The 13,647-nt window shown below is 63.4% G+C and carries 10 protein-coding genes; 6 read left to right on the top strand and 4 right to left on the bottom strand.

Annotation, left to right across the window (positions count from 1 at the left end):
• Positions 1-22: 22 nt before the first annotated feature.
• Positions 23-1,519, bottom strand: coding sequence for an oligosaccharide flippase family protein (locus tag MESCI2_RS0130370; protein ID WP_027039755.1), 1,497 nt, complete (start codon positions 1,517-1,519; stop codon positions 23-25).
• Positions 1,520-1,704: 185 nt separating this feature from the next.
• On the opposite strand from MESCI2_RS0130370, the gene MESCI2_RS0130365 reads away from it, so the two are divergent.
• The 6 genes from MESCI2_RS0130365 to MESCI2_RS0130335 all read left to right on the top strand — a co-directional run bounded on the left by MESCI2_RS0130365 (position 1,705) and on the right by MESCI2_RS0130335 (position 9,416).
• Positions 1,705-2,877 carry a glycosyltransferase gene (locus MESCI2_RS0130365; protein WP_027039754.1) on the top strand — a complete coding sequence of 391 codons (1,173 nt, stop codon included), beginning with the start codon at positions 1,705-1,707 and terminating at the stop codon, positions 2,875-2,877.
• Positions 2,878-2,917: 40 nt separating this feature from the next.
• Complete coding sequence (locus tag MESCI2_RS0130360) at positions 2,918-3,913, top strand: glycosyltransferase family 2 protein (protein ID WP_027039753.1); 996 nt, start codon at positions 2,918-2,920, stop codon at positions 3,911-3,913.
• A complete protein-coding gene (locus MESCI2_RS0130355) occupies positions 3,913-4,863 on the top strand; it encodes a glycosyltransferase (protein WP_027039752.1) in 951 nt (316 codons plus the stop codon). Before MESCI2_RS0130360 ends, MESCI2_RS0130355 begins: the two co-directional genes overlap by 1 nt.
• Positions 4,853-5,821 carry a glycosyltransferase family 2 protein gene (locus MESCI2_RS0130350; protein ID WP_027039751.1) on the top strand — a complete coding sequence of 323 codons (969 nt, stop codon included), beginning with the start codon at positions 4,853-4,855 and terminating at the stop codon, positions 5,819-5,821. The genes MESCI2_RS0130355 and MESCI2_RS0130350 overlap by 11 nt, the downstream gene beginning before the upstream one ends.
• A gap of 74 nt (positions 5,822-5,895) precedes the next feature.
• Positions 5,896-6,792: a UTP--glucose-1-phosphate uridylyltransferase gene (locus tag MESCI2_RS0130345; RefSeq protein ID WP_013528099.1), complete on the top strand. Its 897-nt coding sequence runs from the start codon at positions 5,896-5,898 to the stop codon at positions 6,790-6,792.
• A gap of 236 nt (positions 6,793-7,028) precedes the next feature.
• On the top strand, positions 7,029-9,416 hold the full coding sequence (locus MESCI2_RS0130335) for a polysaccharide biosynthesis tyrosine autokinase (RefSeq protein WP_027039750.1): 2,388 nt from the start codon (positions 7,029-7,031) through the stop codon (positions 9,414-9,416).
• Between the two features lie 76 nt (positions 9,417-9,492).
• Here MESCI2_RS0130335 and MESCI2_RS0130330 read toward each other — a convergent pair whose 3' ends face one another.
• The 3 genes from MESCI2_RS0130330 to MESCI2_RS0130320 all read right to left on the bottom strand — a co-directional run bounded on the left by MESCI2_RS0130330 (position 9,493) and on the right by MESCI2_RS0130320 (position 13,600).
• On the bottom strand, positions 9,493-10,251 hold the full coding sequence (locus tag MESCI2_RS0130330; RefSeq protein ID WP_027039749.1) for a metallophosphoesterase family protein: 759 nt from the start codon (positions 10,249-10,251) through the stop codon (positions 9,493-9,495).
• Between the two features lie 245 nt (positions 10,252-10,496).
• Positions 10,497-11,579, bottom strand: coding sequence for an acyltransferase family protein (locus MESCI2_RS0130325; protein WP_027039748.1), 1,083 nt, complete (start codon positions 11,577-11,579; stop codon positions 10,497-10,499).
• Between the two features lie 113 nt (positions 11,580-11,692).
• Positions 11,693-13,600, bottom strand: coding sequence for a propionyl-CoA synthetase (locus tag MESCI2_RS0130320; protein ID WP_027039747.1), 1,908 nt, complete (start codon positions 13,598-13,600; stop codon positions 11,693-11,695).
• Positions 13,601-13,647 lie beyond the last annotated feature (47 nt).

Here is a 13,647-nt window from a genome sequence, read left to right as displayed (position 1 = left end):
GTAGCAGTCGAAGACGCCCAAATTATTGCGCTTCGCGCGCCGCCGCCGCGGGCAGCCTTGCCGGCAGCATCTTGAGCGCCTCGCGCAAGGCTTCGCGGCCGGAGGCGAATGCCAGTGCGATGACGACGGTGATGAGGTAGGCGAGCACGGCGCCGCTGGCCAGGGCGACGACATGCTGCTGCGGCAGCGCTGGCTTGATGAACCAGATCGCGGCCAGCGCCAGATGGGCGCCAAGCACGAACGGCGCTGCCGCGCGAAGCACATGGTGCGCCTGCAGCGGCCCGCTCTTGCCGACATACAGCCACAGGAACGGCGTCCGCAGATACTCGCTGATCGCATAGGCGATCGCCACGCCCAGCGCGCCATAGGGCAGGCCGAGCATGAAAGCCAGCACCGACGTCACGGCCGTTATGATGCCCCAGCGCATGAAATCGCCGGAGCGGCCCTGGCTGACGAAAAGCCACCCCGCCGGATTGTTGAGCGGCTGCAGCAGCCCGGCAAAGCCGAGCGCCAGGAAAATCGAGGCGCTTGCGCGCCATTGCTCGCCGAGCACGAAGGGGATCAGCACATCCGACATCGCGGTGGCAAAGGCGACACCGGGAAGCGCCACCAGCAGGATCAGCGGCATGACGCGCAGATAGGCGCTGCGGTAGCGATCCGGCTCGTCCTTCAGCCTGGAAAGCGCCGGAACCATCACCTTCGACAAAGGGTTGGTGATCTGGCTCAGCGGAAACAGAAGCAGCTTGTAGGCGCGGTCATAGAGGCCGAGTTGCGCCTCACCCCAATATTTGCCGATCAGCACATTGTCGAGGTTGCGGGCAAAGAAATTGGCGAAGTTGAAGCCGGTGATGCCGGCGCCGAAATTGATCAGTTCGCCGATGCCGGCGACCTTGCGCGGCAGGCCCGGACGCCAGCGCGAACTCGCCCAGTAGCAGAGCGTCGGCAGCACGGCGCCGGTCAGCGTGCCGGCAAACAGGGCCCAATAAGAGCGGTCGATGAAGGTCCAGGCGATCGACACGGCAAGCCCGGCAATGGCGCTGGCGACGTCGATGACGGCCAGCCGGCCGAACTGCATGCGGCGCGTCAAGAGCGCCAGATGCTGGGCGCCCAGCCCATAGGCCATGATCTGCAGCCCGAACGCAGCCACCAGACCCGTCACGCGCGGCTCGCCGTAGAAGGCGGCAACCAGCGGCGCCGCACCCGCAAGCACGCAAGCCAGGATCGCGCTGACCGCGACATTGATCCAGAAGAGGTAGTTCACCTCCTCATGCCGGATGCCTGACTTCTGGATCGTCGCCTGGGTCAGGCCGAAATCCTGGAACAGGGCGATAAAGGCAAGCACCGGGGCGCACATCGCCACGACACCGAAATCCTGTGGCGACAACAACCGCGACAAGACGATAACGGACAGGATCTGTGTCGCGACCCGCACCGATTGCGCCATGGCCGTGACAACCGCGCCGCGCCCAACTGATTTGCGCAAGGAGCCTTCTGGCGGATCGAATGCATTGGCTTCCAAATTCAGGATTCCTGATTTTTTACGTGGATTTCCGAGCCCAAAAATCCACGACCGCCGCCGACCACAAACTACGGCAATAATTTTGCAGTGCAACAGAAAACGTCGATTGGTGCAGCAAAAATGTTGCGATGCAGCAAGAGCTGTACTAGCATTCCCTCGGGTGGGCCAACAGCGGTCGAGTTGTTATGCTGCATGTCTTGTACCTTGTGCACGACGTTTCCGACCCGGCGGTGCGCCGGCGGATCACGATGCTCAGGGCAGGTGGGGCCCAGGTCACCTTGGCCGGCTTCCGTCGCACCGCGAATCCGATTGTGGATATCGAGGGACTGCGGCCGATCGACCTCGGCGCGACGCGTGACGGGCGATTCGGCCAACGCCTTGCGGCCGTAGCCAAAGCAGCCGTTTCGATAGGCTCGAAGCTGGGCGGCATGCCAAAACCGGACGTCATCATCGCGCGCAACCTGGAAATGCTGGCGCTTGCCCGCCGCGCCAGGTCAGCCTTCGGTGCATCGGTTCCGATCGTATACGAGTGCCTCGACATTCATCGGCTTGTGCTGCGCAACGATGTCCTGGGCAAGGCGCTGCGCGCCACCGAACGCTTTCTGGCCAGGGATGTGAAGCTGCTGGTGACCAGTTCTCCCGCCTTCATCGCCAATTATTTCAAGCCGTTCGGCCAGGTCGCGGCACCCATCGAGCTGGTCGAAAACAAATATTTCGAGGCCGCGGCGATTGTGCCCGGCGCTGCCGAGGCCGAAGGGAGCCCGGTCGGCCCGCCATGGCGGATCGGCTGGTTCGGTGCGCTGCGCTGCCGCCGCTCGCTCGAGCTGCTGGCTGATTTCTCCCGCCGCATGGAGGGCCGCTTCGAGATCGTGCTGCGCGGCCGTCCGGCTTTGTCGGAATTCCCGGATTTTCACGGCTTTGTCGAAGCCGAGCCGTGGCTGTCGTTTCTCGGACCCTATCGCAATCCGGAAGACATGGCGTCGATCTACAACGATGTCCATTTTTCCTGGGCGATCGATTTCTTCGAAGCGGGGCAGAACTCCGAATGGCTTCTGCCCAACCGGCTCTATGAAGGCTGCCGTTTCGGCGCGGTGCCGATCTCCATGGGCAACACCGAGACCGGGCGGTTCCTCAAACAGCAGGATATCGGCGTGCTGTTGCCGCAGGCTTCGCCCGAGGCACTCGAAGCCGCGCTAGGCAAGATGGAAGAGCATCGCTTCGCCAGGCTGAAGGGGCGTGTTCTGGCGCGCAACCCGAGAACCTGGAGCTACGATCGCAGCGATTGCCGTGCGCTTGTTGAGCGGCTGTGCAGCCTGACGGCCGTGCCCGGTTCGTTTGCCGCCGAGGCATTGGCGTAGGATGGCCGGGAATGGACAGAGGCAAGATGGACAGAGGTTGATGACGCAGACGGAAAAACCCTCATCCAGCCTGATCGTTATCCCGTGCCTGAACGAAGCCGCCCATATCGGTGCGCTGCTCGATCAATTGCGGCCCGCAGCCGCCCGGCTTGGCGCCCGGATCATCGTCGCCGACGGCGGCAGCACCGATGGCACGCTTTCCATCGTAGAGGACGTCATTGCCCGGGACCCGCGGGTTATCCTGCTCCACAACAAGCGGCGCATCCAGAGCGCGGCGATCAATCTCGCCGTCGGTACCTTCGGCGATGGTGCCGACTATCTCATCCGCATCGATGCGCATGGCGGTTATCCCGACGATTATTGCGACCGGCTGGTCGAGGAAGCCCTGGCTACATCAGCGGATTCGGTCGTCGTTTCGATGCTGACCAGCGGCAGCGGTGCCGTGCAGAAGGCGGCCGCCGCGGCGCAGAACTCCAAGCTCGGCACCGGCGGTTCGAAGCACAGGCATCTTTCGCAGGGACAGTGGATCGATCACGGCCATCATGCACTGATGCGGATATCGGCGTTCGGCGCCGTCGGCGGCTACGACGAAACGTTCAGCCACAACGAGGACGCCGAGCTCGATTATCGCCTGCGCAAGGCCGGCTACAAGATCTGGATGAGCGGTAAGACGCAGATGGTCTACTATCCGCGCGCCTCGCTCTCAGGCCTCTATTTCCAGTATCTCGGCTACGGTCGCGGGCGTGCCAAGAATGTGCTGAAGCATCGCGTCATCCCGAAGGTGAGGCAGATGGTGCCGCTGGCGGTCTTCCCGGTGGTGCTGCTGGCGGCCTTCTCCTTCGTGCACTGGCTGGCGGCGGTGCCGCTGCTGCTGTGGGCGTCGGTGTGCCTGGGCTACGGGCTGGTGACGGCTATCCGCCAGCGCAAGGCCGACGTTGCGCTGGCCGGCGTCTCGGCCATGGTCATGCATCTTGGCTGGTCGGTCGGCTTCTGGCTGCAGCTTCTCGGCCTCGGCTCGCGACGAGGAGTGGCCTGATGGCGGTGTCGGCAAAGAACCGCAGCATCGACATCGGCGTCTGCACGTTCCGCCGGCCGGAGCTGGCCGACACGCTGCGCTCGCTCGACGCCATGGAGATGCCGGCGGGATTCGATATCCGCATCGTCGTCGCCGACAATGACGACACCCCGACGGCCCGTGACCTGGTGGCGGCGCTATCGCGGGAATTGACGGTGCCGATCCACTATCAGCATGCCCCGGCGCGCAACATCTCGATCGCCCGCAACGCCTGCCTCGATGCGAGCACGGCGGATTTCGTCGCCTTCATCGACGACGACGAGACGGCCACGGCTCCATGGCTCGCCCAACTGGTCGCGATGGCGCAGCAAAGCGGTGCCGCCGCCGTGCTCGGCCCGGTCAGGGCGCGCTATCGCCCGGATGCGCCGGACTGGATGCGGCGCGGCGATTTCCATTCGACCTTGCCCGTCTGGGTGCGCGGCGAGATCCGCACCGGCTACACCTGCAATGTTCTGCTGCGGATGGGCTCGGACAGCTTGCGCGGCCGCCGCTTCAGCCTGGCGCGTGGCCAGACCGGCGGCGAGGACACCGAATTCTTCGACCAGATGCATAAGGCCGGCGGCCGCATCGCCTTCTCGCCCGAAGCGTGGGTCGACGAGGTGGTGCCGCGCTCCAGGGCGGCATTCGATTGGCTCGGCCGCCGCCGCTTCCGCGTCGGCCAGACGCATGGCCATCTCCTGGGCAGTAGCGCCAGCGGCGTCGGCCTGGTCAAGCAGGTCGGCCTGGCCTCGGCAAAGGCCATCTATTGCTTCGCCTCGGCACTTCCGGTCGTCGTCAGTCCGGTACGCAGGAACCGCAGCGTGCTGCGCGGCATTATGCATGTCGGTGTCGTCAGCGGCCTCGTCGGCATCCGCGAAATCCGCCTCTATGGCCAGCCTTCGCCACAGGAGGGAGGCAAGCGTGCAGCCTGACGTCAGCTCTGTCCCCGATGTTTCCTTCGTTATTGCCGCCTACAATGCCGAGGCGACCCTTGATCGGGCGATCGCCAGCGCCATCGCCCAGAAGGGTGTCAGCGTCGAAATCATCGTCGTCGACGACAAGTCGCGCGATGCGACGCTCGACGTGGCGCGGGCCTACCCCGGGGATATCGTCCGTGTCGTCGCCCTGGCCAGCAACCGCGGCCCTGGCGGCGCCAGGAATGCCGGGCTCGACGCCGCCCGCGGCAGATGGATCGCGGTTCTCGATTCCGACGACGCGGTCTTTCCCGACCGGCTCGCCAAGATGATCGCGCGCGCCGAAACGGCCGGTGCCCAGATCGCCGTCGACAATCTGCAGGTCGTTCGCGAGGACGGCGTCGTCGAGGACGCGATGTTTCCGCGGCAATATCTGGAAGGCTTGCGCGAGATTTCGCTGGCCACCTACATCGCCGGCAACGTCGTCTTCGAATCCAAGTTCAACCTCGGCTATCTCAAGCCGATCTTCCAGCGCGAGTTCCTGAACGAACACCGGCTTCGCTATGACGAGAAGCTGAGGATCGGCGAAGACTACATCCTGTTTGCCGGCGCCCTGGCCAAGGGCGGAAAATGCGTCGTCGAGCCCGATATCGGCTATGCCTATCATATCCGCAGCGGCTCCATCTCACGCGTGCTCGAGCTTCACCACGTCGAAGCGATGCGCAGGGCGGATGCCGTGTTCGCTCAAACCCATCGGATGGATGAGGCCGCGCAGGCCGCGTTTGCCCGGCGCGGCCGCAGCCTGCGCAAGGCGGCATCGTTTCTGTCACTGGTACAGCACATCAAGGCGCGGTCCCCGCTCAAGGCGATCCGGACGGCGCTCAGCGACCCGGCGGCGGTCAGGCATATGGGCATGCCGATCGCCGTGCGGTTGCGAAGAATGGCGGCACAATTTGCCGTTGGGGCGGGGAGGTGAAGATGCAGGCACATGGAGGGATTTTTCGTGGCCTGTGAACGGATTGAAGTCGATCTCCTCAGAAGGAATTTGCGATGAAGAAAATCAGGAAGGCCGTGATACCGGTGGCGGGGCTTGGAACACGGTTCCTGCCGGCGACCAAGTCGATGCCGAAGGAAATGCTTCCCGTCGTCGACAGGCCTGTCGTGCAATATGCGGTGGACGAGGCCTTCGAAGCGGGCATCGAGCACATCGTCTTCGTGACCGGTCGCAACAAGGCGGTGATCGAGGACTATTTCGACCTGCATCCGGAATTGATCGGCACCCTGGAGCAGACCGGCAAGAAGACCCAGCTCGAGGCGCTCGAAAGCATGCTGCCTGTGGCCGGTGCCACCAGCTTCATCCGCCAGCAATCCCCGCAAGGCCTCGGCCATGCCGTCTGGTGCGCGCGCGAGGTTATCGGCAACGAGCCCTTCGCCCTGCTGCTGCCGGACATGGTCTCCTTCGGCGGGCGCGGATGCCTCGCCGAAACCGTCGAGCTTTATGAGCGCACGGGCGGCAACGTGATCGCCGTCGAGCGTTGCGAACCGAGCGAGACCAACAAATACGGCATCGTTGGCCGTGGCGCCGAGATCGGCGGCGGTTTCGAGGTGACGGCCATGGTCGAGAAGCCGGCGCCGGCCAATGCGCCGTCGAACTTCTACATCAACGGCCGCTACATCCTGCAGCCCGAGATTTTCGCGCTCCTGGGCAATCAGCAGCGCGGCGCCGGCAACGAGATCCAGTTGACGGATGCCATGGTTCGTCTGTCGAAGGATCAGCCGTTCTTCGCCCAGCCTTTCCTCGGCCGCATGTTCGACTGCGGTTCCAAGGAAGGGTTCATCCAGGCCAACATCGCCTTCGCGCTGGCGCGCGACGACATGAAGGGTCCGGTTTTCGAGATGCTTCAGGAGTTCGTCCGGTCGCATGAACGCCAGGAAGAAGCCGCATAATGCCCATTTTTCGGGAGCATTGTCGGACGGCCGGCGAAGAGGGGCCGGCAGGTTCTCGCCGTCTGGCACGACGCTTGCTTCGCTTCTGGCGATGCTCCCGATCTTCGAGGCGCCTGCAAGCCAAGGCATGATCCCGGAAAGTGGCTCCCGGTTTCCGGAAAAGATCATGTTGAAACAGTGAGATAGAGCCCATTGCGATCAATCGGAATAGGACCGGCTCTAGAATTGGACCGAAGATGAATTATGCCAACTTTCCTCTCGACAAGAGGATGCCATTGCCGAATTCGGACGCAGGAGACGGCGAAGACTTCATCGATATCGAGCGGCTGCTTGGCATGGCCGCACGGCAGGCCAAGGTGGTTGCCGTGTGTGCCGTCATCGGTCTCTTCCTAGGCCTGCTCTATTTGCAGACAACGCCGCCCAAATATCAGTCGATCGCCAGCGTGCTGATCGACGAGGGCTTGAACAAGATCGTCGACGACATTTCGGCGACGTCGACAACCATGCAGACCGATTCCGCCATCCTGAGCCAGATCGAGATCCTGACCTCGACGCGGCTTGCCGCCGTGGTCGTCGACAAGCTAAAGCTCGACCAGAACGACACGTTCATGAATCCGCCCCAGTCGGCGCTCGCCCAAGGCATAGGCCTCGTCCGCGGCCTGATCCAGTATGTCCGCCCCAGCTCTTCCATGCCGGGTGGCACTGACTTCAGCAAGCTCGACCCGGCCGCCCGCGATGCGCTGATCGCCACGTCGCGCCGCGACTACGCGATCCTCAAGCTGCAGAACGAGATCCAGGCGGCGCGCATCGGCCGAAGCTACGTCATCGCGCTCGGCTACCAGGCCACGGATCCGGCCTTGGCAAACGCCATCACCAAGGCCTATGCCGATGCCTATCTCGCCGATCAGCTCGATGCCAGCTTCGATGCCACCGAACGGGCTGCGGTCTGGCTGCAGGGCCGGTTGACCGAACTGCGCCAGAGCTCGCAGGTAGCCTCGCTCGCGGTCGAGAAATTCAGGGCCGAGCACGGGCTCGCCGCCAACAGCGATGGCCAGCTGATGAGCGACAAGCAGCTTTCCGACCTCAACGCCCAGCTCATCGTGGCGCAGGCCGACACCGCGCGCGCCAGCGCCCGCTATCGGCAGTACAAGGCGATTGTCGACAGCGGCTCCGAAAACGCCTTCAAGGATGCCGCCATATCGAGCGACCAGCCAAGCAGCTCGGTCATATCGGCGCTCAAGACCCGCTACCTCACGGTGGCCAAGCGGCTGCAGGACGTCGAGGCGAATTTCGGCCCCGAGCACCCGCAGGCGGTGGCTCTCTCCAAGGAGAAGGCCGACATATCGACGCAGATTTTCGGCGAGCTGAAGCAGCTGACCGAAAGCTATCGCAACGAATATGAGGTGGCGCAGGCACGCGAGACCGCGCTCCGAGCCAACGTCGCGGCCGCACAGGGCAAGAGTTCCGTCGACAACCAGACGCAAGTCAAGCTGCGTGAACTCGATCAGCAGGCGACGGCGCTCACCACGCTCTACCAGACATTCCTCGGCCGCTATGAGGAAGCCGCGCAACAGCAATCCTTCCCTGTCGGCAAGATCCGCATCATCTCCGACGCTTCGATGCCGATGGCGGCCTCGAGCCCGCGCACCATCGTCGTGCTCGGACTTTCGCTGGTGCTTGGCCTGCTGATGGGCGCCGGCTTTGGTGGCCTGAACGAGTTCAACGAACGCTTCTTCAGGACCGGCGAGGACGTGCGCGACCGCGTCAACCTGAAATTCCTCGGCTATCTGCCGACGATCGGCGGCAAGCTCGGCAAGGAAGAAAAGCCGGGCGAGACCCGGGTGGACGCCAAGACCACCCAATCGCTGTCGGCGGCCGAAAAGCGTGCGCGCATGCGGGTCAGCATCGATTCTCCAGCCTCGATGTTCTCCGAAACGCTGCGCAGCGCCAAGATCGCCTTCGACGTCGTGATGGAAGGGCAAGGCAGCCGCGTCATCGGCGTCATCTCGGTGCTTCCCGGCGAAGGCAAGTCGACGGTCGCGGCAAATCTCGCCGGCTTGCTCGCCGCCAATGGCTCCAAGACGCTGCTGATCGACGGCGACTTGCGCAATCCCGGCCTCAGCCGAGGCCTTGGCATGGAAACCGAGCAGGGCTTGATGGAAGCGGTGGTCAGTGGCCAGACCTGGCAGTCCGTCGGCAAGATCGACAGGCAGACGAAGCTGGCGATCATCCCGGCGGTGCTGCGCGGTCACTTCTCGCATACCAGCGAACTTCTCTCCTCGGCCGGCATGCGTCGCTTCATCGAGAACGCCAAGGAGACGTTCGAATACATTGTCGTCGATCTGCCGCCGCTCGGACCGGTGGTCGACGCCAAGGCCTTCGCGCCGTTGGTCGACGGTTTTGTACTGGTCACCGAGTGGGGGCGCACCCCGCGCGCGATGGTCAGGTCGATGCTGGAATCCGAACCCTATGTCGCCAACAAGATCGTCGGCGCGGTGCTTAACAAGGTCGATTTGAAGAAATTGGCCAAATACGGATCGTTCGGCGGCTCGGAAAAATTCTTCGATAAATATTCGAGCTACTATCTGGAAAAGTCGGAAGTGCGCGGCAAGGCGCCGGTCTGACGTCGACCGTTGCGCGAGTGGGTCCACTCTGAAGTGTATCGATCTTCTGGCCAGCACACCTGAATATCGCTGCACGTCAGGAGAAGATCAGCCTGCCTTGCTTGTCGGCGATCCTGACGGCGGTCAGGCGTCCGCTCTGGAAGGCGGCTGTGTCGATGCCGAGCCGGCGCCCTTCGAGCTTCGGGACATCCACCGGCGTATGCCCATGCACCACCCAGCGGTCGAGCAGGTGCGTTGCTTCGAAGAAGTCCGAACGGATGTTGATCAGGTCATGGTCGGTTTGCGCCGCAAGGTCGACGCCGGGCCTGATGCCGGCGTGGACGAACACGAACTTCCGCGAACGGACCATGATCGGCAGCCCGCGCAGGAAGCTGACGTGATCGTCTGGAATGATCTCCCTTATGCGCCGATCGATCTGCGCGCTGCTCCCGTAGAGGCTGGTGAGGCGCGCCGGATCGATGCCATAGGAAAACAGGGTTTGCAGTCCGCCCGTCGCCAGCCAGGGTTCGCGGGACAGATTTCCGTCGAGATAGTTCAGCATCGCCACTTCGTGGTTGCCCGCAAGACAAATGCGCTGAAATCCTTTCGGCGGCGGCGCCAGGAGGTGATCGAGCACCCGCGCCGACTGTAAACCCCGGTCGATGTAGTCGCCAAGCATGACGATGATCTTGCGGCTCTGGAAGCGCAGCGAATCGAGCAGGATCTTCTGCTCCAGGGCACGGAGTTCCTTGTAGCAGCCATGCACGTCGCCGATCGCATAGACGACGGCGTCCTGCATGTCGATATCGAGGCGCGCACGCGCCGCGATGCGGGGTTTTCGCTGGAACAGGTTCACGTGCGGGGCGTCTCGAGGCAAGCTCTCATACGGAAGGCATAAGTGCCTGTTATCATGCCCGAAACGGAGAATTCCGCAATCGTGGAAAATGCAGCCCCGCCGGGTCGGGACCGCAATGCATGTCGCTCAGAAATGAGCTCGGTTTTGGGACAACGATCTGTGGAAACAAAGGCCTGAAGCGGGCCTGAATCGCTCAGGCGCGATATGCTTTAGGTCGGCAGCCGGCCCGGTCTGCCGGATCGTCGTCAGGCTGCCTTGAGCCGATAACGGAAAACGGTGTGGTCGAGCAGCAGCCGGATGCGTGGTTCGGCCTCGATCGCCACCAGCCAGCTTGCCGCGATCATCGTCGCGCCGACGACCGCCATCGAGAACAGATGTGGCAGACCGGCGCGAACCAGGATGCCGAGCAGGGCCGCGCCGACGACATCGTGCAGCAGGTAGAGCGGGTAGGTCATCAGCCCGATCCGGCGCCAGCCGCTCCAGGAGAGGTCGAGCCGCAGGGACCATGCCATCAGCGCGATGCCAATGAGGAAGATGAGGATCGGCGGGGCGAACGGCATATCCCGCCCGACCTTCAGGATATGAACGTCGACCGAACTGGCGATCTGCAGCACACCACCGGCCAGGAACAGGGCGCAGAAGGCAAGTCGGGCGCCTGTCACCGCCTTGATGCGCATCAGCCACAGCATGACGCCGGTGGCGAAGAAAACGCCGTGATGCACCAGCAGCAGGTCGAGTGTGCGTGTTTCGGCAAGATCGGCCCAGCCGAGCGGATAGTAGAGGCACCAGAACAGCGTGCTGACCAAGCCGATGGCGACGGCCACAATCTCCATCAGATGGAAGCGGCCAAAGCTGAGCAGGATCCAGACGATGGCATAGAAGGCGATCTCGATGCCCAGCGTCCAGTAGACGCTGTCCACCCAAGGCGCGTACGGAACGAACAGGCCGGTGCGTAGGAGCCTGATGACGGCATCGGTCGGCCAACTGAGCCCGACAAGCAGCAGCACCACCGCGGTGACCGGTGCGCAGATCCAGACCGCCGGCGCCAGCCGTTTCACCCTTGCTTCGAAAAACTGCAGGGGTGTCGACCTTTCGGCGCTGAAGGCGATGACGAAACCGCTGATGACGAAGAAGATCTGGACGCCGACCCAGCCGGATTCGACCCAGGCGCCTATTGCCGGCTGCGGGGGAACGCCGCCCGTGGCGCGCGCCGAAACACCGTCCGGATACGCCCACACCCAGAAGCCATAGTGGTAGACCATGACCATGACGGCGGCGAGAAAGCGCAGGATGTCGACGCCGCCAAATGTAATCTTCTGCTGAGCCATGCGACCTTTGTCGATGGCCCCCCGTCAACGACTTTAGGGTGCATTGCTGCGTCGCACAATAAAAGTATTGCTTGCCGATCGAAAAGGTCGTCCGCGGCCCACCCTTCAGTGGCTCAAAGTCCGATGCCGCGTTCCTTCAAGGCGGCAGTGATCTCGTCGAGGATGACCGGATCGTCGATCGTCGCCGGCATGGTCCATTCTTCCTTGTCGGCGATCTTCTGCATGGTACCGCGCAGGATCTTGCCCGAACGCGTCTTGGGCAGGCGCTTGATCGTCACCACCATCTTGAAGGCGGCGACCGGGCCGATGCGTTCGCGCACCAGGCCGACCACCTCGTTCTCGATGGAGCCGATATCGCGGGTCACACCCGCATTCAACACCACGAAGCCCAGCGGAACCTGGCCTTTCATAGCGTCGGTAATGCCGATGACCGCGCATTCGGCGACATCGGGATGGGCCGAAAGCACCTCTTCCATGGCGCCGGTCGACAGCCGGTGGCCGGCGACGTTGATGATGTCATCGGTGCGGGCCATGACGTAGAGATAGCCGTCCTCGTCGACCATGCCGGCATCCGCCGTCTTGTAGAAGCCGGGGAACTCGTCGAGATAGGCTTGGCGGAACCGTTGATCGGCGTTCCACAGGGTCGGCAGGCAGCCGGCCGGCAACGGCAGTTTGATCACCACATTGCCCAGCGTGCCGCGCTGCACCTCATGGCCAGCATCGTCGAGCACGCGGATGTCGTAGCCGGGCATCGGCACGCCGGGCGAGCCGTATTTCACCGGCAGCAGGCCAAGGCCGGCGGGATTGATCGTCATCGGCGAGCCTGTCTCTGTCTGCCACCAATGGTCGACCACAGGCACATTCAGCTTCTGCTCCGCCCATTTGATGGTTTCCGGGTCGGCGCGCTCGCCGGCAAGAAACAGCGTGCGGAACTTCGAGAGGTCGTGTTTGGCAATGAACTCGCCCTTCGGGTCCTGCCCCTTGATGGCGCGGAATGCGGTCGGCGCGGTGAACAGCGCGACCACGCCATGCTCCGCTATCACCCGCCAGTAGGTGCCGGCATCGGGCGTGCCGACAGGCTTGCCCTCGAACAGGATGCTGGTGCAGCCATGCAGCAGCGGTCCGTAGACGATGTAGGAATGGCCGACCACCCAGCCGACATCGGATGCCGCCCAGAACACCTCGCCCGGCTTGACGCCGAACTCGTTTTCCATCGTCCATTTCAGCGCGACCATATGGCCGCCATTGTCGCGCACGATGCCCTTGGGCTGACCGGTCGTGCCCGATGTGTAGATGATGTAGAGCGGATCGGTGGCCAGCACCGGCACGCAATCGACATTGGCGCCCGCTGCCCGTTCGCGGGCGACGGCATCGGCGTAGTCGATGTCGAAATGCTCCTTCAGCTCGCAGCGCAACTGGTCGCGCTGCAGGATCAGGCACGCATCCGGCTTGTGGCGGGAGATCTCGATCGCCTTGTCGAGCAACGGCTTGTAGGCAACGACGCGGCCCGGCTCCAGGCCGCAGGATGCCGAAATGATCAGCTTCGGCTTGGCATCGTCGATGCGGGTGGCAAGCTCATGCGCGGCAAAGCCGCCGAAGACCACCGAATGCACCGCGCCGATGCGGGCACAGGCGAGCATGGCGATGGCCGCCTCGGCCACCATCGGCATGTAGATGATGACGCGGTCACCCTTGCGGATACCACGGTTCTTCAGCACCGAGGTGAGTGCAACCACCTCGCGCTTCAACTCGGCATAGGTGAACTTCCTGATCGTTCCCGTGATCGCGCTGTCATGGATCAGTGCGATCTGGTCGGCGCGCCCGCCGGCGACATGGCGGTCGATGGCGTTGTAGCAGGTGTTGCAGGTGGCGCCGGTGAACCAGCGGCCATAGACGCCGGCCGTGGCGTCGAACACCTTGTCCCAGGGCGAATACCAGTCGATGGCGCCGGCCGCGTCCGCCCAGAAGCGTTCCGGGTCGCGTTTCCAGCCTTCATAGACCTCGTGATAGCGTGAAGCCATCCGTTCCCTCCCCAGGAAATGTTTTTCTTCCTTCCAGATAGCGCGCT

Origin of the sequence: Mesorhizobium ciceri WSM4083 (assembly GCF_000519305.1) — a bacterium.
Taxonomy (GTDB): Bacteria; Pseudomonadota; Alphaproteobacteria; order Rhizobiales; family Rhizobiaceae; genus Mesorhizobium; species Mesorhizobium ciceri_B.
This window is presented reverse-complemented; position numbering and strand designations above follow the sequence as displayed.

Bases quoted from the DNA above. Each gene is read 5' to 3' on its own strand.
- MESCI2_RS0130355 (WP_027039752.1), top strand. From the start codon at position 3,913: ATGGCGGTGTCGGCAAAGAACCGCAGCATCGACATCGGCGTCTGCACG.
- MESCI2_RS0130360 (WP_027039753.1), top strand. From the start codon at position 2,918: ATGACGCAGACGGAAAAACCCTCATCCAGCCTGATCGTTATCCCGTGC.
- MESCI2_RS0130320 (WP_027039747.1), bottom strand. From the start codon at position 13,600: ATGGCTTCACGCTATCACGAGGTCTATGAAGGCTGGAAACGCGACCCG.
- MESCI2_RS0130335 (WP_027039750.1), top strand. From the start codon at position 7,029: ATGAATTATGCCAACTTTCCTCTCGACAAGAGGATGCCATTGCCGAAT.
- MESCI2_RS0130345 (WP_013528099.1), top strand. From the start codon at position 5,896: ATGAAGAAAATCAGGAAGGCCGTGATACCGGTGGCGGGGCTTGGAACA.
- MESCI2_RS0130365 (WP_027039754.1), top strand. From the start codon at position 1,705: ATGCTGCATGTCTTGTACCTTGTGCACGACGTTTCCGACCCGGCGGTG.
- MESCI2_RS0130325 (WP_027039748.1), bottom strand. From the start codon at position 11,579: ATGGCTCAGCAGAAGATTACATTTGGCGGCGTCGACATCCTGCGCTTT.